The organism is Kitasatospora sp. NPDC059827 (genome assembly GCF_042731675.1).
Taxonomy (GTDB): Bacteria; Actinomycetota; Actinomycetes; order Streptomycetales; family Streptomycetaceae; genus Kitasatospora.
In genome coordinates this window covers 13736-38283 of the sequence record NZ_JBHWIV010000027.1, presented here as the reverse complement: position 1 = coordinate 38283, position 24548 = coordinate 13736, and the positions used below count along the sequence as shown (strand labels likewise).

Annotated in this window: 23 protein-coding genes; 8 read left to right on the top strand and 15 right to left on the bottom strand. The window is 75.4% G+C overall.

Features of this window, described 5'->3' with window-relative positions:
* Positions 1–91: 91 nt before the first annotated feature.
* From ACFV8H_RS18930 to ACFV8H_RS18920, 3 genes are all read right to left on the bottom strand, one after another.
* Positions 92–802 carry a hypothetical protein gene (locus ACFV8H_RS18930; RefSeq protein ID WP_380401103.1) on the bottom strand — a complete coding sequence of 237 codons (711 nt, stop codon included), beginning with the start codon at positions 800–802 and terminating at the stop codon, positions 92–94.
* Positions 802–1416 (bottom strand): SigE family RNA polymerase sigma factor, encoded by a 615-nt coding sequence (locus tag ACFV8H_RS18925; protein WP_380401101.1) that lies wholly within the window; start codon positions 1414–1416, stop codon positions 802–804. The genes ACFV8H_RS18930 and ACFV8H_RS18925 overlap by 1 nt, the downstream gene beginning before the upstream one ends.
* Before the next feature lie 138 nt (positions 1417–1554).
* On the bottom strand, positions 1555–1725 hold the full coding sequence (locus ACFV8H_RS18920; protein ID WP_380401099.1) for a hypothetical protein: 171 nt from the start codon (positions 1723–1725) through the stop codon (positions 1555–1557).
* 168 nt (positions 1726–1893) lie between these two features.
* Between ACFV8H_RS18920 and ACFV8H_RS18915 the strand changes: the two genes are divergently transcribed.
* Positions 1894–3114 carry a sensor histidine kinase gene (locus tag ACFV8H_RS18915; RefSeq protein WP_380401097.1) on the top strand — a complete coding sequence of 407 codons (1221 nt, stop codon included), beginning with the start codon at positions 1894–1896 and terminating at the stop codon, positions 3112–3114.
* 11 nt (positions 3115–3125) lie between these two features.
* On the top strand, positions 3126–3803 hold the full coding sequence (locus tag ACFV8H_RS18910) for a response regulator (RefSeq protein WP_375896939.1): 678 nt from the start codon (positions 3126–3128) through the stop codon (positions 3801–3803).
* 38 nt (positions 3804–3841) lie between these two features.
* Here ACFV8H_RS18910 and ACFV8H_RS18905 read toward each other — a convergent pair whose 3' ends face one another.
* Both ACFV8H_RS18905 and ACFV8H_RS18900 read right to left on the bottom strand, forming a co-directional pair.
* Complete coding sequence (locus ACFV8H_RS18905; RefSeq protein ID WP_380401095.1) at positions 3842–4684, bottom strand: siderophore-interacting protein; 843 nt, start codon at positions 4682–4684, stop codon at positions 3842–3844.
* 131 nt (positions 4685–4815) lie between these two features.
* Positions 4816–5628, bottom strand: a complete 813-nt coding sequence (locus tag ACFV8H_RS18900) for a hypothetical protein (protein WP_380401093.1) — start codon at positions 5626–5628, stop codon at positions 4816–4818.
* Between the two features lie 378 nt (positions 5629–6006).
* On the opposite strand from ACFV8H_RS18900, the gene ACFV8H_RS18895 reads away from it, so the two are divergent.
* Positions 6007–7296: a hypothetical protein gene (locus ACFV8H_RS18895; protein ID WP_380401092.1), complete on the top strand. Its 1290-nt coding sequence runs from the start codon at positions 6007–6009 to the stop codon at positions 7294–7296.
* A 154-nt stretch (positions 7297–7450) separates the two neighbouring features.
* On the opposite strand, the gene ACFV8H_RS18890 is transcribed toward ACFV8H_RS18895, so the two are convergent.
* The 3 genes from ACFV8H_RS18890 to ACFV8H_RS18880 form a co-directional block, all read right to left on the bottom strand.
* Positions 7451–8542 carry a VWA domain-containing protein gene (locus ACFV8H_RS18890; protein WP_380401090.1) on the bottom strand — a complete coding sequence of 364 codons (1092 nt, stop codon included), beginning with the start codon at positions 8540–8542 and terminating at the stop codon, positions 7451–7453.
* Between the two features lie 168 nt (positions 8543–8710).
* Positions 8711–9274 carry a hypothetical protein gene (locus ACFV8H_RS18885; protein WP_380401088.1) on the bottom strand — a complete coding sequence of 188 codons (564 nt, stop codon included), beginning with the start codon at positions 9272–9274 and terminating at the stop codon, positions 8711–8713.
* Between the two features lie 157 nt (positions 9275–9431).
* Complete coding sequence (locus tag ACFV8H_RS18880) at positions 9432–10274, bottom strand: SAM-dependent methyltransferase (protein ID WP_380401086.1); 843 nt, start codon at positions 10272–10274, stop codon at positions 9432–9434.
* 280 nt (positions 10275–10554) lie between these two features.
* On the opposite strand from ACFV8H_RS18880, the gene ACFV8H_RS18875 reads away from it, so the two are divergent.
* Positions 10555–12594: an NHL repeat-containing protein gene (locus ACFV8H_RS18875; RefSeq protein ID WP_380401084.1), complete on the top strand. Its 2040-nt coding sequence runs from the start codon at positions 10555–10557 to the stop codon at positions 12592–12594.
* A gap of 146 nt (positions 12595–12740) precedes the next feature.
* Positions 12741–14978, top strand: coding sequence for an MMPL family transporter (locus tag ACFV8H_RS18870; protein ID WP_380401082.1), 2238 nt, complete (start codon positions 12741–12743; stop codon positions 14976–14978).
* A 60-nt stretch (positions 14979–15038) separates the two neighbouring features.
* Here ACFV8H_RS18870 and ACFV8H_RS18865 read toward each other — a convergent pair whose 3' ends face one another.
* Complete coding sequence (locus tag ACFV8H_RS18865) at positions 15039–15431, bottom strand: nuclear transport factor 2 family protein (RefSeq protein WP_375897373.1); 393 nt, start codon at positions 15429–15431, stop codon at positions 15039–15041.
* 96 nt (positions 15432–15527) lie between these two features.
* Here ACFV8H_RS18865 and ACFV8H_RS18860 point away from each other — a divergent pair, with 96 nt between their 5' ends.
* The 3 genes from ACFV8H_RS18860 (at position 15528) to ACFV8H_RS18850 (ending at position 18595) form a co-directional block, all read left to right on the top strand.
* On the top strand, positions 15528–15974 hold the full coding sequence (locus ACFV8H_RS18860; protein ID WP_380401080.1) for a MarR family winged helix-turn-helix transcriptional regulator: 447 nt from the start codon (positions 15528–15530) through the stop codon (positions 15972–15974).
* Between the two features lie 214 nt (positions 15975–16188).
* Positions 16189–17400, top strand: coding sequence for a serine hydrolase domain-containing protein (locus tag ACFV8H_RS18855; protein WP_380401078.1), 1212 nt, complete (start codon positions 16189–16191; stop codon positions 17398–17400).
* A gap of 163 nt (positions 17401–17563) precedes the next feature.
* Positions 17564–18595, top strand: a complete 1032-nt coding sequence (locus tag ACFV8H_RS18850; protein WP_380401076.1) for an AraC family transcriptional regulator — start codon at positions 17564–17566, stop codon at positions 18593–18595.
* A gap of 175 nt (positions 18596–18770) precedes the next feature.
* On the opposite strand, the gene infA is transcribed toward ACFV8H_RS18850, so the two are convergent.
* The 6 genes from infA to ACFV8H_RS18820 all read right to left on the bottom strand — a co-directional run bounded on the left by infA (position 18771) and on the right by ACFV8H_RS18820 (position 24313).
* Positions 18771–18995: a translation initiation factor IF-1 gene (infA, locus tag ACFV8H_RS18845; RefSeq protein WP_188306513.1), complete on the bottom strand. Its 225-nt coding sequence runs from the start codon at positions 18993–18995 to the stop codon at positions 18771–18773.
* Between the two features lie 438 nt (positions 18996–19433).
* Positions 19434–20039 (bottom strand): TlpA family protein disulfide reductase, encoded by a 606-nt coding sequence (locus ACFV8H_RS18840; protein ID WP_380401074.1) that lies wholly within the window; start codon positions 20037–20039, stop codon positions 19434–19436.
* Positions 20040–20355: 316 nt separating this feature from the next.
* Positions 20356–21456: a chemotaxis protein gene (locus tag ACFV8H_RS18835; RefSeq protein WP_380401072.1), complete on the bottom strand. Its 1101-nt coding sequence runs from the start codon at positions 21454–21456 to the stop codon at positions 20356–20358.
* A 162-nt stretch (positions 21457–21618) separates the two neighbouring features.
* Positions 21619–22839: an NAD(P)/FAD-dependent oxidoreductase gene (locus ACFV8H_RS18830; RefSeq protein ID WP_380401071.1), complete on the bottom strand. Its 1221-nt coding sequence runs from the start codon at positions 22837–22839 to the stop codon at positions 21619–21621.
* The gene (locus ACFV8H_RS18825) at positions 22836–23033 is read right to left on the bottom strand and encodes a ferredoxin (protein WP_380401069.1); all 198 of its coding nucleotides are present in this window, start codon (positions 23031–23033) and stop codon (positions 22836–22838) included. The genes ACFV8H_RS18830 and ACFV8H_RS18825 overlap by 4 nt, the downstream gene beginning before the upstream one ends.
* Positions 23034–23113: 80 nt before the next feature.
* Positions 23114–24313, bottom strand: a complete 1200-nt coding sequence (locus ACFV8H_RS18820; protein ID WP_380401067.1) for a cytochrome P450 — start codon at positions 24311–24313, stop codon at positions 23114–23116.
* Between the last annotated feature and the right edge of the window lie 235 nt (positions 24314–24548).

The window sequence follows — 24548 nt, the reverse complement described above, 5'->3', positions numbered from 1 at the left end:
GCCCGCCCCCCCCCCCGCGCCCCGCGGCCGGGCGGGCGCCGGCTGGGGGGCGACCCCCGCCCCCCCCGGCCCCCCCCCCCCGCCGCCGGGGCTACAGGGTCTTGCTCGCCAGCAGGTTTCCCTGGGCGTCGTACGCGGCGAGCCTGATGCCGGTGAGGGGCTGGGGCTGGCCCTTCTCGGAGCCGGTGGGCTTGAGGGCGGACGCCCAGGCGTAGCCGCTGGCGTAGCCCGGGGTGCCGGGGAGCGAGGCGACGGTGGCCCAGTGGGCCTGGCCGTCGAGTTCGACGGTCATCCGGGCGACCTGTCCGGGCCCGTGGTAGACGACGTTGTACAGGCCCTCCTGGTTCTGGGCGGGGTTGCGGTAGTACTGCATGGTGAGCTCGGTGGTGGCGCCCGCCGCCCAGGAGTAGCCGCCGCAGCCCGGGCCGCTGCCGTAGACGGAGGCGTCGTGGATGCAGATCTCCCGGTCCTGCAACCGCATCCACCAGCCGGGGCGGTCCAGCGGCAGCTGCTGGCCGGGCTCGGCGACGACGGCCGCGGGGGCCGGTCCCGCCGGGAGCAGCGGGGTCTGCGCGGCCGGGGCCGCGGCCGGGGCGAGGGCCCTGCCGCCGTCCCGGGCGGACAGCACCGCGCCGGTGCCGACCGCCACCGCGAGCGCGGCCGCCACGGCCGACGCGCCCACCGCCATCCGCCGCCGCTGGCGGCGGGCGTGGATCCGTACGGGCTCGGCGGACCAGTGGGCCACCGTGAGCCCGGACGCCTCGTCGTGCAGGGCGCCGCGCACCATGTCCTCGGTGTCCATCAGCTGTTGTCTCCGTTCGTGCCGTCGGTCGTCGTAGCGCTGCCGCCCGCGTAGGGGGCCAGCGCCGGATGGGTGCGCAGTTTCGCCAGGCCCCTGCTGGCCTGGCTCTTCACGTTGCCCAGCGAGCAGCCGAGGATCTCGGCGACCTGCTGCTCGCTCATGTCCTCCCAGTAGCGCAGGACGACCACGGCCCGCTGGCGCTGCGGCAGTTGGGCCAGCGCCTGGAGCAGTACCGAGCGCTCCTCGACGTCGCGGTGGTCGGCACCCGCGGTGTGCGCCCGGTCGGGCAGGACGGGTACGAGCAGCTGCCTGACCCTGCGGCGCCGGTGCCGGCTCAGGTTGTTGTTCACCAGGGCCCGGTGGACGTAGGCGTCCGGTTCCTGGAGGCGGCTGATCCGGGGCCAGTTCCGGAAGGCCTTCGCGAACGTCGCCTGTACGACGTCCTCGGCCTCGTGGTAGTCGCCGGTGAGCAGGTAGGCGGTGCGCACCAGCCGTGGCCAGCGCGAGGCGGCGTACCCCTCGAAGTCGAGCTCCCGCAGGCCGGGGCCGCCCGCGGCGGGCGGGGCGGGCCGGGGCCGGTCCTCCACCGGGGCGGGCAGTATCCTCGCGGTCATCCAGTTCCTCTTCACGTTCCGCGCGACGGCCCGACCGGGCCATCGCTCTGCCCTACTCACCGCCGCGACGGCGCAAGGGTTGCACGCCGGAACCGAATCCTCCGACCGGGGTCCACGCGACCTGGCGCAGGAATGCCGCTACCCGCGCCCGCGCCCCCTCCCGCCGCTCCTGAGGTCCGCCCGGCGCAGGCGGTTGCGGCCGTAGGCCCAGAGCACGGGGACGGTCACGGCGACGGCGACGACGGTGTCGGCCAGCAGCAGGGCGGGGACGCGCCACAGGGGGCGCAGGGCGCGGGAGAGGCGGTGCACGGTTCGAGGTCCTTTCCGGTGGGCCGGACGGGCGTCCGGCTTCCGTGGGAGTGATCGTCACCGGGCGGGCGGGGCGCGCGGAACGGCCGTTCGGCCGAGGCCGGGGGCCGGTGCCTCGGCCGAACGGTGGAGGTCCGGGGCGCCCGGGGGCGCGTACCGTGAACGACCATGATCACCTTCCCGGCGCGCGCCGAGTTCGCCTCCTGGGCCGCCGAGCGGCGCGGTCCGGCCATCGGGGTCGCCGCCGCGACCGCGGCCGCCGTCACCGCCGAGGCGTTCGCCACCGGCTTCGCGCCGACGGTCCTCGCGACGGTCGCGGTCGGCCTGCTCTGCCTGCTGGCCCTGCTCTCGCCGCCCCGCCTCCTGGTGCGCACCGGGTGGGCCGCGGTGACCGCCTCGATCGCCCTGTCCCTCGTCACGGGCCAGCTGCGACACCGCCCCGAGGTCACCTTCGGCCTGACGGAGATGGGCATCCTGCTGCTGCTCGTCACCCGGGCCGTGCGCTACCAGCCGCCCCGGCACCTGTTCCCGCTCGCCACCGCCGCCTGGCTGGCCACCCCGCTGCTCGTCCTGCGGCTGCCCGGCTCCGAGTGGGTGCACGTGGGCCGGTACGTCGTGCCGGCCCTGCTGCTCGCCGCCCCGGTGGCGGTCGTGCTCGGCCTGTACCTGCGGCTGCTCGACACCACCCGGGGGCGGGAGGAGAACGCCCGGCTGAACGCCCAACGGCTGGAGTACGCCCGCGAGTTGCACGACTTCGTCGGGCACCACGTCACCGCCGTCACCGCCCAGGTCAAGGCGGTGCGCTTCACCACGGCGGCGGGCTGCCCGCCGACACCGCAGGTGCTGGACCGGGCGCTGGCCGACATCGAGGACGCGGCCGCCCAGGCCACCGAGTCGATGCGGGCCATGGTCGCGCTGCTGCGCCGGCCGGACCGCCCCGCCCCGCTCTGCGCCCCCGCCGGCCTGGACGCCCTGCCCGCCCTGGCCGCGTCGCTGCGCGCCGCCGGACCGGCCGTCTCCCTCACCGTCGACCCCCGGCTGACCGCGACGCCCCCGGCGGACCACATCGCCTCCGCCGTCCACCACATCGTCCGCGAGTCGCTGACCAACATCCGCAAGCACGCGGCCCGCGCGGACACCGCCGCCATCGACGTTCGGCTGTCCGCCGGCGACCCCGGCGTCCTGACGGTCTGCGTCACCGACGACGCGCCCCGGCCCGCCGCCGAACCGTCACCGGGCCGCGGCCGCGGCGGTTTCGGCATCGCGGGCCTGCGCGAGCGCGTGCACGCGCTGGGCGGGGAGCTGAGCGCGGGGCCCGGCCCGGTCGGCGGCTGGCAGGTCGCCGCCGAGATCCCGCTCGGCCGAAGCGCCCCCCGTCACGCTTCGTGACGGCTGGCAGGATGGGCGGCATGACCATCCGTGTCCTCCTCGCCGACGACCAGGTCACCGTGCGCGCCGCGTACCGGATGATCCTCGACTCCCAGCCGGACATGGAGGTCGTCGCCGAGGCCGGGGACGGCCGCACGGCGGTGGCCGAGGCCCTGCGGCTGCGCCCCGACGTCTGCCTGCTCGACATCCGGATGCCCGGCACCGACGGCCTGGAGGCCACCCGCCTGCTGGCCGGCCCCGACGCCGAGCACCCGCTCAAGGTCGTCATCGCCACCACCTTCGACCTCGACGAGTACGTCCACGGCGCACTGCGCCACGGCGCCTGCGGCTTCGTCCTCAAGGACTGCTCGCCCGCCCTGCTCATCGAGGCCGTGCGCGCGGCGGCCGCGGGCGACTCGCTGATCTCCCCCTCCGTCGCCTCCCGGCTCCTGCGCGACCTCGCCTCCCGCCCGCCGGCCCGGCCCCGGCGGCGCGGCCCCGACACTCCCCCGCCCCAGGAGCCGCTCACCCCGCGGGAACGGGACGTCGTCGCGATGGTCGCCCGGGGACTGACCAACGACGAGGTCGCCGCCGCCCTCCACGTCACCCTCTCCACCGTCAAGACCCACCTCGGCAACGTCCAGCGCAAACTCGGCGCCCGCAACCGCGTCGAGGTCGCCGCCCGGGCCTGGCAGCACGGCCTGACCTGACCCGGGCGGCGGCGCCGCGGCCGGGGCGCCGGGGCGGGTCAGCCGGTCTGCTCCTGCTCGGCCTCGACCTCGGCGTTCCACTCGCGCTTGACGGCCCGCCAGGCCTCGTCGCTCTGGCCGAGCCGCCAGTAGCCCGAGACCGACAGCCGCTCGCGCGGGACGCCGCGCTCCACGCGCAGCAGGTACCGCAGGTCCTTCACGAAGCTGGCCTCGCCGTGCACGAACGCGGACACCGTGCCGGCGGGGAACTCCAGGGCGCCGACGGCCTCGACCAGCGCCTCGCCCACCGGGCGCGCGCCGCGGTGCAGCCAGTGGATCGCGGCCCCGGCGGGCGAGAGGACCTTCTGCTCCTCGGCGGCGTCCGCGACCTCGACGAAGGCGTGCACCACGGCGTCGGCCGGCATCCGCTCCAGCGCCGCGGCGATCGCGGGCAGCGCGCTCTCGTCGCCCGCCAGCAGGTGCCAGTCGGCGTCCGCGTCGGGGGCGTAGCCGCCGCCGGGGCCCAGGAAGCGCACCGTCTCGCCGGGCTGCGCGCGGGCCGCCCAGGGCCCGGCGAGGCCCTCGTCGCCGTGCACCACGAAGTCGACGGTCAGCTCGTGCAGCGCCTGGTCCCAGGCCCGCACGGTGTACGTCCGGGTGACCGGTCGCTGCTCGGGCGGGAACTCCTCGCGGATCCGCGCGAGGTCGAAGGGCTCGGGGTAGTCCACGCCCTCGGGGGTGAAGAGCACCTTGATGTAGTGGTCGGTGAACTCGGTGGCGTCGAAGTCCGCCAGCCCCGCGCCCCCGAGGACCAGGCGCACCATGTGCGGGGTGATCCGCTCGGTGCGCAGCACCCGTGCCTCACGGGCGCGCGGTGTCCGGCGGGTCGGTTGCTCTGCCATGGTGCCCCCTGGGCCGTGTGGTCGTCGCGCTGCCTGGTTAGGCTTGCCTAAGTTAGCACTTCTGAGGCGGCGTCCGGTCCGGGGTGGAGCGGGGCGGGGGCGGGGCCGGGGAGCGGGGGGTGTCGCGGTGCTCAGCGCGGCGGGTCGATCCTCTCGACCGGGCCGAAGTCGCGGAAGGTGCCGCGGGTGCGGATCTGGACGCCGCCCAGGTCGGTCCTCCGGTCGAAGCGGACGGTGCGGCCCTGGGCGTCGATCCACTGGTCGAGCCGGAAGCCCTCCACGCCCTTGCTCTTGAGGATCTTGTAGTGCTCGGCCTCCAGGGGCTTCACCTGCTCCACGCCGACCGTGCCGGCGAGGTGGAAGCAGGGCGTGCCGTCGCAGTCCTCCATCCCCGTGCGGGCGGACGGGCCGAGGGCCAGCAGCGCCTTGGCGTAGCCGTGGTAGTCGGCGACCCGGTCGCCGAGCGGCGAGGTGCGCCAGCTGCTGCCGCTGCGGACGTAGGTGGTGCCGTCGCCGGTGACGACGACGTTCGGGGCGTCGCTGCCGCCGGCCACGTCGCCGCCGGCGGCGCTCATGGACTCGGTGAGCCGACCGGAGCGGACCGGGCCGTTGAGGTTCACCCGGGCCTTGGTGCGCGAGTTGAGCGGGCCGGCCTCGGTGGTGAAGTCCTGGGTGGCCGCGTACGGGGTCGCCTCCGCGAGCGCGAGCGCCTTCTCCGGGTCGATCGCCCCGCCCGCCGTCGTGGCCACGGCGGCGGCGGTGGGCGTCGGAGTGGCCGTGGCCGTGGGCGTCGGGGTGGCCGTCGGCGCGGCCCCGGCGGTGGTGGCCGGCACCGTCGGCGAGGCGGTCGGCGACGCGGTCGGCGCCTTGTCGTCCTCGCAGCCCACCAGGGCGGCGAGGGAGACCGCGGCGGCGGCGACGGCGAGCACGGTGGAGCGGCGCATGGTCAGGAGACCCCCCGGTCGGACGAAGTGACGGGGCATCCTGACACAGCGGCTGCTCCGCGGGCGAACCGTTTTCCCGTCGGGGCCGCTTTCCGTCGGGGTCGCTTTCCCGTCGGGGTCGCTCTGGCCTCGCCACGGGCACAACGGGCCGAAATGGCGGAGAAGGTGACGCCTGAACAGAAACCGGACCCGAAAGGAGGCGTGGCGCGGGCGACACCTCGTCGCCAACCGCCACGGTCGGCAATCGGCGGGAGCCGTTCCGGAACATGATGGTTGGCCTGCGGAATGGTTATCGGTTATTCTCCGGCCGACGCGATGGGGGGAATCCTTCGCGTTGCCGCGGATATCGCGGCCATTTCGGACTTACTTGAGGTTGAATTGAGACTTCGGCCTGCAGTTCTGGCTGTTTCCCTGATCGCGTCCCCGCTCGCGCTGGCCCTGCCGGCCCAGGCGGCGACGCCGGACAAGGACCACTCCGTCACGGTCGGCGGATTCGCCTCGGTGGAGGCGGGCGGCGACTGGTCCGAGGGCACCGTCACGGTCAAGAACGACGCGGACGCGCCCTACGGCGGACAGCACCTCGTGCTGTACTTCGGCACCCAGATGCTCGGCGTGGACCAGATCGTCGCCGAGTACGCGGACGGCACCTCCGGCGCCTGGCAGCCGGTGAAGCTTGTGGACCAGAACCTCGGTGCCACACCCGCCGGCCACCAGGGCGTGGCGACCGACCTGACCGGTACCGGGATCGACGTCCCGGCGCACGCCTCGCGCACGTTCAAGCTGCGGTTCAAGCTGGTGCAGTCCACGCACGAGGGCCCGAACAGCGACGTCGCCATCGAGCCGCTCCTGGCGCCCGCCCTGGGCGCCGACGGCCAGGCCAAGGACTTCACGGTCCGGGGTGTCGGGCGGGGCGTGAAGACCACGGGCCTGACCACGACCGTCACCGGCCTGCCCAAGGACCTCCCGGCCGACGGGAAGCCGCAGGCCTTCCAGGTCTCGATCAAGACCGCCAACGGCTTCGACTGGCACCTCACCCAGGCGTCGTTCTTCCTCTGGGCAGGCCAGAAGTACGGCTCCATGACCGGCCCGGCCGCCTGTGACGCCCAGGTGGACGTCCAGGACCCGCAGGACGGCAGCTGGCACAAGGTCAGCATGCAGGCCGGCGGCGTCGAAGGGCAGCTGGTCGACCTGACCAAGTGGGCCACCGGCCCGGTGGACAACCGGGTGCTCAACGCCCGTGTCACGCTCGGCAAGAACTTCAGGACCGACACGGACGCCTCGCTGAACTTCGGCCAGTTCGGGGGCGCCGACCAAACGCTGTTCTGGACCTCACAGCCGATCGCCGCCACCCCGGTCGACGGCGCCCCCGAGTGCCTCGACCAGAGCACCCCGGCGCCCACCCCGACCACCACCGCGCCCGCGATCGTCCCGGCCGCTGCGGTCACCGCGGCAACCGCGGCAACCGCCAAGACGGTGACGGCAGCGGTGGCCAGGACGAACACCGGCACCTCCGCCGACGGCAGCTCCGCCGACGGCACCGCCGCGACCGAGCTCGCCGACACCGGCTCCAACGGCGCCGGCCTGAGCGCCGGCATCGCCGGTGCCCTCCTCGTCGCCGGCGGCGCCGTCGTCACGCTGACCCGGCGTCGGACCCGCAGCAGCAACTGATCAGCACCTGAATCGGGCAGCTGTTTCCCGGGGCCGTCGGCCCCGGGAAACAGCTGCCCTTCCGTTCGCCCCTGCGGCACCGGCCCGGCCCGTCCCCCGATCGGGCCGCAGCGGCGTTCCCCCGTCGTACGGAGCGGGGCGCAGGGGCCCGGGGTCAGCGCAGGACGAGGAGCTTGGTGCCCGGGACGAGCTTGCGGTTGACGGAGGTGGACTGGACGAAGACGGTGTAGGAGGGGTTCTCGCCGGGCTTGACGACGGCCTCCGCGGCGGGCAGGCCGAGGAGTCGGCGGGCGGCCGGGCCGGAGAAGACGCGGCCGGTCATCCGGCCGGTGGCCGGGTCCTTCTCGGCGACGGCGAGCTGCTTGTTGCCCTGGATCTTCTCGCGCTTGGAGAGCTCGTAGAAGGCGCAGCCGGTCGTGTAGGGGTGGCCGGAGCTGGTGACGAAGTCGCGGATGGGGGACGCCTCGTCGACGGGTATGAGGATGTACTTGCCGGTGTCCAGGGCGTCGAGGTTGGCCTTGACCTGGGTGGTGTCGAGGTCCTGGCCCATGGCGAAGAGGTTCTTGGTGCCGCGCACGCCCTGCTCGCGCCCGCGCAGGAAGCTGGTGGCGGCGGACTTGACGGTGCCGATGGCCTCCTCGACGCCCTTGCTGGAGTCGGCGTCCCAGATGGCGATGTTGCCGGCCGGGAAGCCGTACTCCTGGGCGGTGCGCTTGGCGAGGGAGTTGGGGACCAGGATCGCGGAGGTCCAGTGGTCGGGGAGGCCGTCCATGGCGCCCTGGATGCGGTCGAGCCAGGAGCGCAGGACGGCGGCGCCCTGGCCGCCGTTCATCCGGGTGTGCATCTGGCCGCTCTGGGAGCAGCCGGAGGCGTTCTCCTCGCCGTCGGTGACGACGACCTGGAGGAAGGAGTGCTCGCCGTAGCCCTCCCAGATGTTCTTGAGGTCGTCGACGGACTTGACGGCGGCCTCGATCAGGGCGGTGGCGCCGTTGTCGACCTGGTAGAGGCCGCGCAGGGAGGGCAGGTGCTTGACGTCCATGTCCCAGACCAGGTTCTGCACCTCGTGGTCGAAGGCGTAGAGGCTGATCCGGGTCTCGTGGCCGAGGCGGTCGGACTCCTCCTGGAGGCCCTTGACGAACTCGTCGACGACGCGGACGAGTTGGGCCTGGTGCTGGTGCATCGAGCCGGACTTGTCGACCACGAGGGAGACGTGGTTGACCTTGTGCTTGATCCTGTTCGCGGACATGGCTATCCCCTTTTCCGGCGCGCTTGCGATGCATTTCCGGAGTCTCTCGCGGGGTTTGCCCGCGGCGCCCTTCGGCGTTCCCTCCAGCGTTGTGACCACTCTAGGGGCGGGCACTGACATCGCGTCGGGCGCCGTCGGCCGGGGTCGCGGGCGCCGTCGGCCGGGGGGTCAGGCCTCGTCGGCCTCGTCCTGCTCCTCGTCGTCGGCGCGGGAGAGGGCGTCGGTGATCAGGCGGGTGGCGAAGTCGCGGTCGTCGCCGCAGATGCGGTTGACGTACTCGGCGAGCAGGGTGGCGGTGGCTTCCAGGGGGTTCATCTCTGCGTCGGTCCAGGGGCCGTACTGGGCGCGCCACAGGTTGGGGCTCAGGTCGCCGGCGGCGGCGACGAGCAGGCCAGCCATGGTGGGGACGACCTCGGGGCGGAAGGTGCGGGGCATCATGCGCATGGTGGCCAGGAGGCTGGGCAGCACGTACTCGATGACGTCCTTGCCCTGGTCCTCGCAGGCCTTCCGCAGCCAGTTCATGTACAGGTAGATGAGGGTGCAGGCGCCCTCCAGCAGGGCGGCGAAGCCGTCCGGGCCCAGCGAGGCGGCGAGGTGGTCGACCATCTCGCGGTGTTCGGGGTCGGCGCCGGTGCGGCCGTCGTAGAGGGCCTTGAGTCGGGAGTCGATGACCATGAGCGCCGCGCTCACGTCGCCGGCGGGGGCGTACTGGGGGTCGCAGGGCGAGGTCACGGGACTCCTCCGGGGGCGGGTGCCGGCGGCCGCGGCGGGACGGCCGCTCCCAGCAGAGCGGACCGGGGCCGGGCCGGGGGCGGGAACCGGCCCGGCGTCACCCGGACGGGAGGAGGAGGCCGGGGTGTTGACGGATCGGCGGGCCCCGGCGGCCGGGTCAGGGCTTGAGGGCGACGCCGGCGTAGAAGGAGACCTGGGCGTCGGTGACGCCGGCCGGCAGCAGGTCGGCCTCGTCGGTGCCGTCGGGGTGCCAGCGGTGGGCGGGGACGATGCCCGGGTCGAGCAGGTCCAGGCCCGCGAAGAGGGTGGCGAACTCGGCGCGGGGGCGCAGCCGCAGGGAGGTGCCGGCCTGGTTGTAGATCTCCTGGACCTTGGAGGCGCCGGGCGGGTCGAGTTCGGCGGTGGCGTGGGAGAGGACCAGGGCGGAGCCGGACGGCAGGGGGTCCAGGAGGTGCTCGACGATGGCGTGGGCGTCGTCGAGGTCCGGGACGAAGTGGAGCAGGGCGATCATCGACAGGACGACCGGCCGGTCCAGGTCGAGGGTCCGGGCGACCTGGGGGGTGGCCAGGATGGCGGCGGGGTCGCGGACGTCGCCGTGGACGTAGGCGGTGCGGCCCTGGGGGGTGCTGGTCATCAGGGCGCGGGAGTGGGCCAGCACGACGGGGTCGTTGTCGGCGTAGACGACCCGGGCGCCGGGTTCGACGGCCTGGGCGACCTCGTGGAGGTTGGGCGAGGTGGGGATGCCGGTGCCGATGTCCAGCCACTGGCGCAGGCCGCGCCGGGCCAGGGCGCGGGTGGCGCGGTGCATGAAGGTGCGGTTGGCCCGCACGGCGGTGCGCATGGTGGGGAAGACGGTCAGGACGCGTTCGGCGGCTTCGCGGTCGACGGCGAAGTTGTCCTTGCCGCCGAGGAAGTAGTCGTACATCCGGGCGCTGTGCGGGATGTCCTGACGTATCTGCGGCGCCGCCGGCTGCTCGGGGTCGGGCTCGGTCGCGGTCATCCAGGTTCCCCCCATGCTCATTCGTGTCCCTTCTTGATCACACCGGGCCGGGGCAGTCTAGCCAACTCGCCGGTGTCGCGCGGGAAGTCGGCGGAGGCGGGTGCGGCTCGGCCGTCCCGGGCATTTTCCGCCGCGTCCGGCGGCCGGTCGCGTACGGGCGGCCCGGGATGTGGCAGGTAGGAGGGCGGCGGTCCCGCCGAGTGCCCCGGCGCGGGCGGGGCCGGCCCTTCCCCGTCCTGTCACCTCCTGCTGTCACCTCCTGCGATCGAACGGAGTCCCCATGCGTCGACACCGCGGCGTCCTGCTGACCGCCGCCCTGCTGGCCCAGCTGGCCGCCGGGCCCGCGCACGCCGCGCCGGCCGCCGGGTGGGAGGGGGCCGGGCAGTGCGGGGTGGTGCGCAGCGGTGACGCGCCGCTGGGCGGGGCGCGGGTGACGCTGTACCAGGCCGGGGAGGGCGGGGGCGGGCGGGCGCGGGTGCTGGCCCGGGGGCGCAGTGACGGGCAGGGGCGGTTCAGCCTGGACTACCGGCGGCCGCGGGACGCGCGGGCGGTGCTGTACGTGCTGGCCGACCTGCCGGGCCGCGGGGGCGGGGACGGGCGCGGTACGGACGGGCGCGGTACGGACGGGCGGGCGGCGGACGGCCAGGAGGGGGCGGGCGGCGGGCCGGTGACGCTGGCCGCGGTGCTCAGCGGTGCCGGGGCGCCGCCCGAACTGGTCGTCAACGAGCGGACCACCGTGGCCGTGGCCTACGCGCTGGCCCGTTTCACCGGCCCGGACGGCGTCGCGGGCTCCTCCCCCGGGCTGCCGAACGCCGCCGCCCTCGCGCACAACCTGGCCGACACCGGCACCGGCGGCATCGCCCCGCTGCTGGCCGCGCCGCCCAACGGCGCGCTGACCTCGACCATGGCCGAGGTCAACTCCCTGGCCAACCTGCTGGCCTCGTGCGTCAGCGGCGACTCCTGCGGGCGGCTGCTGGAGCTGGCCCGGCCGCCGGGCGGCGAGCGGCCGCGCAACACGCTGCTGGCCGCCGTGAACATCGCCCACGACCCGGGCCGCAACGCCGCCGAGCTGTTCGCGCTGGCCGCCACCACCGAGCGCTACCGGCCCGCGCTGGGCGCCGCGCCGGACGCCTGGACGGTGGCGCTGCGCTACGCGGGCAACGGGCACGAGCTCGACGGCCCCGGCAACATCGCCTTCGACGCGGACGGCAACGCCTGGGTCAGCAACAACTACCGCTACGGCCCGGACCCGACGGTGCCGGTCTGCGGCAGCGACGCGGTGCTCAAGTTCACCCCCACCGGGCAGGACGCCCCCGGCGCCCCCTACCGCGGCGGCGGCCTGTACGGGGCCGGCTTCGGCATCACCGTGGACGCCAGGGGCAGCGCCTGGGTCGCCAACTTCGGTTTCCAGGGCCGTGGTTGTCCGCTCGATCCGACGCCGTTGGAGCGCAGCCTCTCCCGGTTCGCCCCGGACGGCACCCCGCTGTCGCCGCCCGCGGGCTGGCGCGGGGCGGGCATCGTCCAGCCGCAGGGCATGGCCGCCGACCGGGCCGGCACGGTGTGGGTCGCCAACTGCGGTTCGGACAGCGTGGCGCGGATCCCGGACGGCGACGGGGCCGCGGCCCGGGAGATCCCCACGCCCGGCCTGCACAAGCCCTTCGGCGCGGCGGTGGACCCGGCCGGGCGGCTGTGGGTGAGCGGCAACGGCAGCGACAGCGTCCAGGTGGTGGGCCCCGACGGCGCGCTGGAGCGGACCGTCACCGGAGGGGGCCTGCGCCGGCCGCTGGCGGTGGCCACCGACAGCCGGGGCAACGCCTGGGTGAGCAACAGCGGCATCCTGCCGGTGCCCTGCGGGGACAGCACCCCCGGCGACCTGGCGGACGCGCTCGGCGGCGAGGACGGCCGGCGCCCGGGCGCCTCGGTGACCCTGATCGGGGCGGACGGGACACCGGCGCCCGCGCCCTTCGCCAACGGCGGGCTGTTCCTGCCCTGGGGGGTGGCCGTGGACGGGGACGACACCGTGTGGGTGGCCAACTTCGGCGGCCACCGCGTGGCCCGGCTGTGCGGGGTCAACCTGGCGGCCTGCCCGCCCGGGGTGCGCACCGGTGAGCCGATCTCGCCGCCCGGCACCGGGTACACGAGCGACGGGCTGGAGCGCAACACCGGCGTGCAGATCGACCCCTCGGGCAACGTCTGGCTGGCCAACAACTGGCGCACCGTACCGGTGCAGGCCAACCCGGGCGGGCACGAGCTGGTGGTGCTGGTCGGGGCGGCGGCGCCGGTGGGCACGCCGCTGCTCGGCGGGGGCGGGCGGCCCTGACCCGACGGTAGGAGGGCGCGGCGGCGGAGGCGGGGTCGGCGGCCGTCGGGGCGACTACCCGCCGGTACCGGAGGGCCGCGGCGGCCCGCGGGGAACACTGCGCCGGTTCGGCGCACCAGCGCGCAGGAGACCCCGGGAGCCCGTCCATGCCGCCGTCCGCCCGCCGTGTCCCCCCGGCCGCCGCCGCGGCGCCGCCGCCCGCCAGGCGTGCGGCGCTGCGGCGCCTGGGCGAGTGGTGCGCGCGCCACTCCGTGCTCGTCCTCGTGCTGTGGATCGTCGCCCTGGCCGGCGTCCAGGCCGCCAACCGGACGGTCGGCGGCAGCTACTCCGACGACTTCTCCCTGCCCGGCACCCAGGCCCAGCAGGGCCGGGACGTGCTGCAGGCGCACGAGCCGGCCGCCGCGGGCACCAGCTCCCAGGTGGTGCTGCACGACGCCCAGCAGCTGACGGGCTTCCAGCCGCAGATCGCCCAGACCGTCACGGCGCTCCAGCAGCTGCCGCACGTGATCAGCGCGCAGAGCCCGCTGCCGCCGGCCGGGCAGAGCGCCCCGCCGGGCGGGCCGCTGGCCCCCGACGGGCTGACCGGCTACATCACCGTCCGCTTCGACACCACCCCCGCGCTGCTGGGCCACGACTACCTGGGCGGGGTGGACGCGGCGGTGGCGCCGCTGCGCCAGGCCGGGGTGCAGGTGGAGTACGGCGGGCCGCTGGGCGAGCTGGCCCGGCCGGCGGCGGACGACCGCTCCAGCGAGGTGATCGGCTTCGCGGTGGCGGTGGTGGTGCTGCTGGTGGGGTTCGGCAGCGCGATCGCGGCCGGGCTGCCGCTGCTGACGGCGCTGATCGCGGCCGTGGTCGGGCTGGGCGCGCTGGGGCTGGTCGCGGCGCTGTCCACCTTCGCGACCGTGGCGCCGACCCTGGCCACGATGATCGGCATCGGGGTCGGCATCGACTACGCGCTGTTCCTGCTGACCCGGCACCGGCAGAACCTGATGGACGGGGTGGACCCGGTCGCCTCCGCCGGGCAGGCGGTGGCCACCAGCGGACGGGCGGTGCTGCTCTCCGGCTGCACGGTGATCATCGCGCTGTCCGGACTGTCGGTGTCGGGCATCTCCTTCATCGCCAAGCTCGGGGCCGCGGCCGCCGTCACGGTGGTGTCGGCGGTGCTCGGCGCGCTGACCCTGCTGCCGGCGCTGATGGGGCTGATCGGGCGCCGGATGGACCGCTTCGCCGTGCGCCGTCCGATCGCCGAGGCCGGGGGCGGCGGCGAGGGCGGCGGGAGCTGGCACCGCTACGCCCGGCGGGTGGAGGCGAACCCGTGGCGCTACCTGGTCGCCGGGGTGGTCGCGCTCGGGGTGCTGTCGATCCCGCTGTTCTCCATCCAGCTGGGCCACATCGGCGACGGCGCCGACCCGACCTCCTTCACCGACCGGCGCGCCTACGACCTGATCTCCCAGGCCTTCGGCCCGGGGGCGAACGCGCCGCTGACCGTGGTGGTCGACCAGAGCGCCGTGGCGGACGGGTCGCGGGCGGGCGTGCAGGGCGCCGTGCAGCAGGCCCTCACCGGCCTGCCCGGCGCGGCGAGCGCCACCCCGCTGCAGACCAGCCCGGACGGCGCCGTGCTGTTCGCCACCGTCGTCCCGGCCGGCGCCCCGCAGGACCGGGCCACCACCGACCTGGTCAACCACCTGTCGGACACCGTGCTGCCCGACGCGGTGGCGGGCAGCGGCGCGAGGACGTACGTGACCGGCAACACCGCGGCCCAGGTCGACTTCCTGGACATCGTCTCCGGCCGGCTGGTCCTGATCATCGCGGTGGTGGTCGCGCTGGCCTTCCTGATCATCCTGGCGGTCTTCCGCGGCCTGCTGGTCGCCGTCAAGGCCGCGGTGCTCAACCTGCTGTCGATCGCGGCCTCGTACGGGGTGGTGGTGGCGGTGTTCCAGTGGGGCTGGGGCGGGCCGGCGCTCGGGGTCGCGGGGAAGGTCCCGATCGAGAGCTACGTGCCGATGATGATGTTCGCGATCGTCTTCGGGCTGAGCATGGACTACGAGATCTTCCTGCTCTCGCGGGTGCACGAGTCCTGGCTGCGCACCGGGCGCAGCCAGGACTCCGTGGCGCACGCGCTGGAGATCACCGCGCGGGTGATCACCTGTGCCGCGCTGATCATGGTGAGCGTGTTCGCCGCGTTCATCGTCAGCGACAACGTGGTGATCAAGATGATGGGGCTGGGCCTGGCGGTCAGCGTGCTGGTGGACGCCACGGTGGTGCGGCTGCTGCTGGTGCCGGCGGTGATGACGCTGCTGGGGCCGGCCGCCTGGTGGACGCCGCGCTTCCTGGACCGGGTGCTGCCGCACATCGACACCGAGGGTGCGGGCGAACGGCCGTAGGGCGGCGCGGCGTCCGGTGGGCGCGGTGGTCAGTGGGCGCGGCGTCCGGCGGGTGCTTGGTCAGCGGGCGCTGCCGAGGTCGCGGTCGTGGTCGGCGCCCTCCAACAGGAGGGTGGTCTCCTCGATCCGGCGGAAGCGGCCGTCGGGGGCGAACTCGGCGAAGAGGTAGACCTCCATGCGGACGGTGGAGCCGTCGGTCTTGGTGATGGTCATGGTGTGGCGGTCGGCGTAGCGGTGACCGTCGACCAGCTCCTCGTGGACCTCGACGGAGCCGTCGGCCACGACCGTGCGCAGGTGGGCGATGTGGGCCAGGAACTCGCCGCGGTCGTCCCAGCGGCCGTCGGTGCGCTGGCGGTAGTCGGGGGCGAAGTGCCGGTCGACGGCCTCGTGGAGGTCCAGGCCCGGGGTGAGGAGCAGGTCGGCGAGGGCGGTGGTGATGTCGGTGTGCTGCACGGGGTCCTCCGATGACTTGTCACGAGAAAATGCGTGCCTCAGGCACGCATCTGACAGTACAGGAAAAGCGTGCGCAACGCACGCTAATCTGAGGGGGTGACGAATCCGACCGGACACGAGATCGCCGAGGCCCTGGGACTGCTGCTGCGGCGCAGCACCCGCACCGGCCTGCACGCCCAGCTGACCGACGGCCTGGGGGAAGCCGTCGACGAGCTCACCTACCCGGTGCTCAGCGGCCTGGCCCGCACCGGCCCGTGCAGCGCCGCCGACCTGGGCCGCGAGATCGGGCTGGACCGCACCACCGTGACCCGCCGCGCCGACCGGCTGGAGGAGGCCGGGCTGCTGCGCCGCGAGGCCGACCCCGGCGACCGGCGCGCGACCCTGCTCGTCCTCACCGACCGCGGGCAGGACGCGGTACGGGCCACCCGGCAACGCCTGGCGGCCCGCATCGAGGACTCCCTCGCCTCCTGGCCCGCGGACGACGCCCGGGCCTTCGCCCGGCTGCTGCGCACCTTCGTGGACGAGGGGCCGTTCCAGGGCTGACACCCCGGGCCCGGGGTTCCGGACCCGGGGCCGTCGGACCCGGATCCGGGTGCCGCGCCGGCCCCGTGCGGTGATCGACCAGGCGGGTCACGGCGGGCGCCCGGCCGTTTCCCCGGGTCCGCGGGCGGTGATCCCTTGCCCCCGAACCACCCGGCCGCCCGGCCGCCCGGCCACCCGGCCGCCGGCCCCCGCACCGCCCTCCGGAGGATCCGTCATGTCACCGCGCCCCCGCCGCCGCCCACGGCCCGCCGTCACCGCCCTGCTGACCGCCTCGCTGGCCGCCTCACTGGCCGCCTCGCTCGCGCTGGCCCCCGCCGCCGGCGCCGCCGCGGGCGGCGGGCCCGAGGGGCACCAGGACGGCCGCCAGGACGGCGACCGGGCGCTGCGGGCCCGGCTGCAGGAGCTGGTCGACCGCCCGGACGGCCCGCCCGGCGCCATCGCCGTCCTGCGCGAGGACAACCGGGTCCGGGTGGTCCGGGCCGGCACCGCCGAACTCGGCACCGACCGCCCGCCCCTCGCCGAGGACCACATGCGCCTGGCCAGCGCCGCCAAGGCGTTCAGCGGCGCGGTCGCCCTTCGGCTGGTGGACTGCGGACTGCTGAGCCTCGACGACACCCTCGCCGCCCGGCTGCCCGCGCTGCCCGCCGACTGGGGCGCGGTGACACTGCGCCAGCTGCTCAACCACACCAGCGGCCTGCCCGACTACAGCAGGGCCCCGGCCTTCGGCGACCTGCTGAACGCCGACCCCCACCACGTCTTCGACTCCCGCCACCTGCTGGACTTCGTCGCCGACGAGCCCCTGGAGTTCACCCCCGGCACCCGCTACCAGTACTCCAACTCCGACAACATCGCCGTCGCCCTGATGGCCGAGGCCGCCACCGGGCAGCGCTACGAGGACCTGCTCGCCTCCGAGGTCTACCGCCCGCTCGGACTCACCCGCACCAGCCTGCCCTCCGGCTACCGGCTGCCGAGGCCCTACCTGCACGGCTACGACGTCGAACCGCCCGCCCCGCCGCAGGACGTCAGCACCAAGTACGGCGCCTCCGGCTCCTGGGCCTCGGGCGGCCTGGTCTCCACCCCCGCCGACTTCAACGCCTTCGCCGCCGCCTGGGCGGGCGGCCCGCTGATCGGCGACGCCACCCGCGCACAGCAGCGGACCTTCGTCGACGGCGCCTCCGAACCCGCCGGCCCCGGCACCAACCACGCCGGACTGGCGATCTTCGAGTACACCACCCGCTGCGGCACGGTGTACGGCCACACCGGCAACACCCCCGGCTACACCCAGCTCGGCGCGGGCACCGCCGACGGGCGGCGCAGCCTGACCGTCTCCGTCACCACGCAGGTCAACCAGAGCGGCACCCCGGACCTGCTGGCGCACCTGCGGGCGGTCGAGGAGGACTTCGTCTGCGCACTGCTGGCCCCCTGACCGGGCGCGGCCCCGGACGCGGACCGGGCGCGGGTACGGGGCTGGGCACGGGGGCAGGCACGGGGGTCCGGGCCGGCGGCCGGGCCGGGATCGGTTACGGTCGACGGTCCGGCAGCGGCCGGGCCGGGAAGCGGAGCGGGAAGGGGGCGGCGAGGTGGCCGCGGTGACGGGGAGCGTGTTCCGGGGCGAGGGCGTGCCCGCGCGGGAGCGGTTCGACTGCTGGCGGGAGCTGATCGGGCGCACCCGGGCCAGCGAGATGACCAGCGAGCACGCCGACGACTTCCGGGCGGAGATGCGGCGCCTGGAGCTGGGGCCGGTGACCCTGCTGCGGTCCTCGTTCCCGCCGACGCGCTTCCGGCGCTCCGCCGCCATGGTGCGACGCACGGACCCCGGGGTGTACCACCTGACGATGCCGCTCGACGGCGGGCTGTCGCTGACCCGCGGCACCAAGGAGCGCACCCGCACCTTCGGCCGGGGCGACCTGTACCTGGTGGACAGCTCCCACCCCTACGAGGTGCGGGCCCTCGGGGCCCGGGGCGGCGGCCGCCGGGAGCAGCGGACCGAGGCCGTGGGGATCGACTTCCCGGCCGCGCTGCTGCCGCTGCCGCCGCACCGGCTGAGCGACCTGCTGGGGCGCGGCTTCTCGGTACGCGAGGGCACCTGCGCGCTGCTGTCGGACTTCCTGGTCGGGCTGGACCGGCAGGCGGCGGCGCTGGACCCGGCCGGGGCGGCCCGGCTGGGCACCATCGCGGTCGACCTGGTCGCCGCCTGGGTCGCCGGGGAACTGGAGGCCGAGGCGGCCGTGCCGGAGGACACCCGCCAGCGCGCCCTGGTGGAGGCGGTGCGCGCCTTCGTGCGGCGCAACCTCCAGGACCCCGACCTGTCGCCGGCGGTGATCGCCGCCGCCCACCACGTCTCCGTCAGCCACCTGCACCGCGTCTTCACCCGGCAGTCCGGGGAGTCCGGGGACGGCCGGACGCTGGCGGCCTGGATCCGCGGGCAGCGGCTGGAACGGGCCCGGCGCGACCTGGCCGACCCGGCGCTGCGCACCCTGCCGGTCCAGGCCGTCGCCGCCCGCTGGGGCTTCCCCCGGGCCGACGATTTCAGCCGCGCCTTCCGGGCCGCGTACGGGCTCTCGCCCCGTGAGCACCGCCACCGGGCCCCGGCCGAGCGGGCGCGGGACGGCGACGCGTAGACGCATTGCCAAGGAAGTGGAGACGCAGGGACAACACGGGCGCCGCGCGCACTGGCATCCTCCACGAGGAACACCGCGACGCGCCGGGCCCGTCAGCCCCGCGCGGCAGAACCACCGGTGGCCCGGCACGCCACGGGGGAGCGTGCCGGGCCACCGGTTCTCCCGCCGCCGGCCGCTAGTTGCGGTAGCGGTAGCGGATCCGGCCGCGGGTGAGGTCGTAGGGGCTGAGCTCCACGAGCACCCGGTCGTGCGGGAGGATCTTGATGTGGTTCTTGCGGACCTTCCCGCTGATGTGGGCCAGGACGACGTGCCCGTTCTGCAGTTCCACCTTGAAGTTGGCGTTGCGCAGGCACTCGATGACGGTGCCTTCGACTTCGATGCCGTTCGTTGTCTTGGTCATGGTGTTCACCTCATTCTTCGTTCGTTCGGTGTCGGGGTCGTTCGTTCGATGCCGGGGCGGCCGGTGCGCGGGTCAGCGCCGGACCGGTTCCAGGGTGCTGCCCGCACGCCGGGCGGCGCCCTCCGGGGGCGCGGCGGCGGGGACGCTCGGGACAGCGGCGCTGGGAAGAGGAGCGCTCGGGGCAGGATGCGGCGCACTCATGGTGCTGCCTTTCGGAAGTGCCTTGCCTGAGGCGCTCCCGGGCGACGCCAACGTCAATCGCCCACCGTGACGACGAGGGGGAGCACCCACGCGGTTCCTGCCTTCATGGGTCTCACCTCCTCGCATCGGTCGCACGGCTGGGCAGACGGTAGCAGCCGACGACCCGCCCACCCAAACGATTTACGCCCCGGCGGGGCGCCACCGCGCTCGGCCGGACCCGGCCGGACTCGGCCGCGCTCAGCCGGACTTCTCGGCGAGCACGGGCTCGACCATGGACTCCAGGGCATCGTAGCTCTGGCCGCCGAGGGCGCGCGCCGCGAGACGGCCACGGCGGTCGACCACCAGGGTGGTCGGGAGGGAGCCGGCGTCGAGGGTGCCCGCGGGGAACCTGAGCAGCTGGGTGCCGGCCGGGTCGAACAGGCTGGGGTAGGTCAGGCCCTGTTCCTGCTGGAAGCGCCGGGCGTTGGCGATGTCCTGGTCCCGGGTGTTGATGCCGAGGAACTCGACGTCCTGGCCCTGGTAGTGCTGCCGCAGGCGTTCCAGGGCGGGCGCCTCCGTGCGGCAGGGGCCGCACCAGGAGCCCCAGATGTTGACGACGACGACCTTGCCCCGGTGGTCGGCGAGGGCCGCCGGGCCGCCCTCCAGGGTCTGCCCGGTCACCTCGGGGGCGTCCCGGCGCCCGTCGGCGGCGGCCCGGCCGATGCTGGTGCCCTTCTCGGTGACGAAGACCGCGCCGTCGCCGCCGGAGGAGCAGCCCGCGAGGAGCGCGGCGGTGAGTGCGGCGGCGAGCGCGGCGGGGGCCGCCGCGGTCCGGCGGCGGCGCGGTGGTGGGTCGACGTCCATGGCCGAAGCCTCGCACTGCTGACGCCGGGCGGATCATGAGGGTGCGTCATCCCGGCCGTGGGGGCGTGGTGGGACCGGCCCATGGAGCACCTGGCCCGGCATCCGCGGACCGTGCTGCCGGGCGGGGCCGGGGAGTTGACGGCCGTGGGCCCCCGGGGGGGGGGGGCGGGCCCGGGGGGGCGGGGCGGGGGGGGGGGCGGGACGGTGGGGGGGGGGGGGGGCGTGCCCGGGCGGGGGGGCGGGGGGGGGCTCTGCCGGGCGGGGCCCCCGGGGGGGTGCGCGGCGCCGGGGGGGCGACGGCGAGGGGTCGGTCCGGTCAGTAGCGCAGGTCGGCGGCGATGCCGCGGGCGTCGGCAAGGGTGCCGTCGGGGACGAAGGCGACCCGGGCCCCGGTGTCGAGGGCGCGCTCGACGACCTCGTCGACGATGTCCTCGCGGGCGCCGGCCTCCCCGGCCTCGGCGGGGACGAGGTGCTCGCCGGCGTCGCGGACGGTGGCGCGGTGGTTCTCCTCGACCACCAGGAGCGCGACGCGCCCCTCCCCCACCGCCTGCCAGACCTCGTCGAGGCCGGCGGCGAACCCGGAGCGGCCGCGGGCCTTGTCCAGCCGGGCGAGGGCGTCGGCGGTCTCCTGCTCGGCGTGGGCGCGCACGGCGGGCCCGACCACCTTGCGGACGGTCTCGACGTCGGCCTGGGCGAGGCCGCCGTGCGGGATCTGGGCGGTGGCCTCCTTGGCGATCGGGCCGGCGGCGTCCAGCAGGGCCAGGGCGGGCGCCTCCCCGACCACGTACAGCGGGCGGGGGTCGGCGGCCAGGACCTTGCCGAGCGCGGTGTCGGCCTGGCGCAGGAAGGTCTTGGTCTCCTCGTCGCGGAAGGTGCTGGGGGTGTCGCCGATGCGCTCGCGGCGCTCCGGGTCGGGGTTGTCGAAGAAGGCGCGGGTCAGCGGGAAGCCGTGCGCGCGGTCCTCGGTGACCCGCCCCGGGGTGCCGCTCCACAGCACGGCCCGGTCGGCGGCGACGGCCAGCACCCAGTAGGGGCGCTCGGCGGCCTGGGCGGAGACCAGGTTGCGGGTGAGGAAGGTGTCGGACAGCACCACCCGGGCGGGGGCCGTGCGGGCGAAGGTCCACACCTGGTGCTCGCCGGGCGCGGCGAGGATCGCCAGGCCGTCCTCGGCGTGCACCAGGTCGACCTCGGCGAGGGCCTTGTCGAGCTGCCCGACCACGTCGATCCGGTCGGCCCGGGAGACCTCGGGGTCGGCCTGGAGGCGTTCCTTCGCCTCGGCCAGCAGGTTGCGCAGCCGTACCGGGTCCTGGGTGTTGTCGGGTTCGCGGCGGTGGGTGGGCATCAGGACGGACACCGCCGGGTAGGGCCGGGGCCGGCGCAGTTCGGCGAGGACGGCGGGGCTGAGGGCGGGGTGCATGGGGACCCTTTCCGAAGGCGGTCGGCCTTCTCTGCGTGGGCGCACGGTGCCTGGCGCTGCTGCTGCCAAATGCCCCTAATGTAGCGATTTGCCCCCGATACCGCCGGGTCGGCCGGCCGCCGCCCCTCGCTGGCCGGCCGGCCCCGGCCCCCGGCCCCCGGCTCAGCCGACCGGTGCGGCCTCCCGTTCGGCGGCGGGCGGCCAGGGGCCGTGGGCGGCGACCTGGGCACGCAGTCCGCGCAGGGCGCGGGCGGCGGCGATGCCCACCGCGCCGGTGACCCGGCCCTCCCGCAGGCAGGCGGCGGCGAAGCGGTGCTCGGCGAGGCTGCCGTCGACCAGTTCGAAGCGGTCGGCGGCGCCCGGGCTGCCGAAGGCCTGCACCCGCAGGCCGTACTGGTCGGTCCACAGGTACGGGACCGGCGCGTAGGCCTGGCGGGTGCCGTCCGGGCCGGCCAGCAGGTTGCGGGCGGCGAGCAGGGCCTGGTCGGTGGCATTGGTGCGCTGTTCGAGGCGCCGGCGGCGGCCGGTGCGCGGGTCGGGCCAGGAGGCGGCGTCGCCGGCCGCCCAGACGCCGGGGCCGGCGGCGCAGTGGGCGTCGCAGGCCACGCCGTCGGCCAGCGGGACCCCGCTGCCGGCCAGCCACTCGGTGGCCGGCACCGAGCCGATCGCCATCAGGACGGCGTCGGCGGCCAGTTCGCCGCCGTCGGCGAGCCGTACGCCGGCGGCCCGGCCGTGCCGCCGGAGCACGGCGGCGGCCGTGCCCCGGTGGATGCGCACCCCGTGCTCGCGGTGCAGGCCGGTCAGCAGCGCGGCCGTCTCGGCGCCCAGGACGGCGGCCAGCGGCGCGGCGGCCGCCACCAGCCAGGTCACCTCGGCGCCGAGCCCGACGGCGGTGGCCGCCGCCTCGGCGCCGAGCAGTCCGCCGCCGACCACCAACAGCCGTGCGCCCGGCCGTAGTTCCTCGCGCAGGGCGAGGGCGTCGGGCAGCGTGCGCAGCACGTGGGCGCCGGGCAGCGGTGTCTCGGCGCCGGGCAGCCGGCGCGGGCGGACGCCGGTGGCCACCACCAGGGCGTCGCAGCGCACCTGCCGGCCGTCGGCCAGGTGCAGGGTGCGGGCGCCGCGGTCCAGGCGTTCGGCCGCCACCCCCAGGCGCAGGTCCAGCCGCAGCTCCGCCAGGGCGGCGCTCCCGCGCAGGGCCAGCTTCTGCGCGGGCAGCCGGCCGTCGAGCAGCTGCTTGGACAACGGCGGCCGGTCGTACGGGGGTTCGGGCTCGGCCCCGACGAGGGTGAGGCGGCCGTCGTAGCCGGCCCGGCGCAGCGCCTCGGCGGCGTGCAGTCCGGCGGCGCCGGCCCCGACGACGGCCACCTCGCGCAGTGCGGTCACACGTTCTCCAGGGTGATCGCCGCGGCCGGGCAGACCGCGGCGGCGTCCTGGACGGCCTGGTGGAGGTCGGCCGGGGGGCGGGCGTCGAGCAGGACGACGATGCCGTCCTCGTCGCGCTGGTCGAAGACCTCGGGGGCGGCGAGCACGCAGTGGCCGGCGCCGCAGCACTTCTCCTGGTCGATCCGGACGAGCATGGGTTTCCCTTCGGGAGTGGGGGGTTCGGGGGTGGGGGGGTGCGGGGTGGGGGTGGGTCGGGGATGGGGGCGGGCCCGGACTACCAGGCGATGAGCAGCTCGTGGACGCCGTAGATGAGCATCTCGCCGCGGAAGCGGACGTCCTCGAAGGCGGTGGCCAGGCGCAGTTCGGGCAGGCGCCGCAGGAGGGTGTCGAGGGCGATCTGCAGTTCCAGCCGGGCCAGCGGCTGGCCCAGGCACTGGTGGACGCCGAAGCCGAAGGCGAGGTGGCGGCGGGCGTCGCGGGTGAGGTCGAGGCTGTCGCCGTCGGCGAACTGCGCGGTGTCCCGGTTGGCGGTGCTGATCATGCAGACGACGCCCTCGCCGGCCCGGATCCGCACCCCGCCGAGTTCGACGTCCTCGGTGGCGACCCGGGTGAGGCCGGAGTGCACGATGGTCAGGTAGCGCAGCAGTTCCTCGACGGCGCCGGGGACGGCCTCGGGGTGGCGGCGCAGGTGCTCGAGCTGGGCGGGGTGGCGCAGCAGGGCGAGGACGGACAGCGCGGTCATGTTGGCGGTGGTCTCGTGCCCGGCGACCAGCAGCAGCCGGCCCATCGCGCCGATCTCCGCGGTGTTGAGTTCGCCGCGCTCGACCAGGCGGCTGAGGATGCCGTCGTCGGGGTGGGTGTGCTTGGTGTCGGTGAGTTCCTCCAGGTAGTCGGTCAGCCGGGCCTGGGCGGCGATGACGTCCTCGACCGAGGAGTCGCGGCGCAGCAGGACGCGGCTGCACTCCTGGAAGAACTCGTGGTCCTGGTAGGGGACGCCGAGCAGCAGGCAGATGACCAGGGAGGGCAGCGGCAGGGCGAACTCGCGGACCAGGTCGGCCCCGGTGCGGCCCTCGGTCATCTTGTCCAGCAGTTCGTCGGCGATGCGCTGGACCTCGGGGCGCAGCGCCTCGACCTTCTTGATCATGAATTCGCCGGTGAGCATCCGGCGCAGGCGGGCGTGCTCGGGGTCGTCCATCCGGATGAAGACGGGCTGGCCGTTGTTCAGCTGGCGGGCGCCGGCGCTGACGAAGGGGAAGCCGGGGCGGGTGGAGTCGGAGCTGAACCGGGCGTCGGAGAGCACCGCCTTGATGTCCTCGTGGCGGGTGAGCAGCCAGCTGGGGGAACCGTCCCAAAGGGAGATGCGGCCGATCGGCTCGTCCTGCTGGGCCTGCTGGTAGGCCGGCGGCGGGGCGAAGGGGCAGGTGCCGCGGGCGGCGGGGTGGGTGAAGCGGGGGGTCTGTGCGGCGGTGGCCATGGGGGGCTCCCCTCTCGGAGCTGGCTGTGCCGGATGGGTCGGTCCGGTCCGGCCCGCGGTGCCGTGCGGGGCACGCGAGGGTGCGGCCGTGCGGGGCACGCGGGTGCGGCGGGCGTGCGGGCCCGGAGCATTTACGTGCCAAAAGCAACTAACTCGCTGTCACGCTAACTCGCGGTCCGTGGCGGCGAAAGGGCCCATCCGGTGGGCGCCGAATCTGTCCGAAATCCGGTGACCG

Coding starts and splice junctions, on each gene's coding strand:
- ACFV8H_RS18890 (WP_380401090.1), bottom strand. CDS start 8,542: ATGTCCGCGAACAGGATCAAGCACAAGGTCAACCACGTCTCCCTCGTG.
- ACFV8H_RS18915 (WP_380401097.1), top strand. CDS start 1,894: ATGATCACCTTCCCGGCGCGCGCCGAGTTCGCCTCCTGGGCCGCCGAG.
- ACFV8H_RS18825 (WP_380401069.1), bottom strand. CDS start 23,033: ATGCTCGTCCGGATCGACCAGGAGAAGTGCTGCGGCGCCGGCCACTGC.
- ACFV8H_RS18875 (WP_380401084.1), top strand. CDS start 10,555: ATGCGTCGACACCGCGGCGTCCTGCTGACCGCCGCCCTGCTGGCCCAG.
- ACFV8H_RS18905 (WP_380401095.1), bottom strand. CDS start 4,684: ATGGCAGAGCAACCGACCCGCCGGACACCGCGCGCCCGTGAGGCACGG.
- ACFV8H_RS18900 (WP_380401093.1), bottom strand. CDS start 5,628: ATGCGCCGCTCCACCGTGCTCGCCGTCGCCGCCGCCGCGGTCTCCCTC.
- ACFV8H_RS18820 (WP_380401067.1), bottom strand. CDS start 24,313: ATGGCCACCGCCGCACAGACCCCCCGCTTCACCCACCCCGCCGCCCGC.
- ACFV8H_RS18910 (WP_375896939.1), top strand. CDS start 3,126: ATGGGCGGCATGACCATCCGTGTCCTCCTCGCCGACGACCAGGTCACC.
- ACFV8H_RS18840 (WP_380401074.1), bottom strand. CDS start 20,039: ATGGACGTCGACCCACCACCGCGCCGCCGCCGGACCGCGGCGGCCCCC.
- ACFV8H_RS18855 (WP_380401078.1), top strand. CDS start 16,189: ATGTCACCGCGCCCCCGCCGCCGCCCACGGCCCGCCGTCACCGCCCTG.
- ACFV8H_RS18930 (WP_380401103.1), bottom strand. CDS start 802: ATGGACACCGAGGACATGGTGCGCGGCGCCCTGCACGACGAGGCGTCC.
- ACFV8H_RS18835 (WP_380401072.1), bottom strand. CDS start 21,456: ATGCACCCCGCCCTCAGCCCCGCCGTCCTCGCCGAACTGCGCCGGCCC.
- ACFV8H_RS18880 (WP_380401086.1), bottom strand. CDS start 10,274: ATGACCGCGACCGAGCCCGACCCCGAGCAGCCGGCGGCGCCGCAGATA.
- ACFV8H_RS18925 (WP_380401101.1), bottom strand. CDS start 1,416: ATGACCGCGAGGATACTGCCCGCCCCGGTGGAGGACCGGCCCCGGCCC.
- ACFV8H_RS18870 (WP_380401082.1), top strand. CDS start 12,741: ATGCCGCCGTCCGCCCGCCGTGTCCCCCCGGCCGCCGCCGCGGCGCCG.
- infA (WP_188306513.1), bottom strand. CDS start 18,995: ATGACCAAGACAACGAACGGCATCGAAGTCGAAGGCACCGTCATCGAG.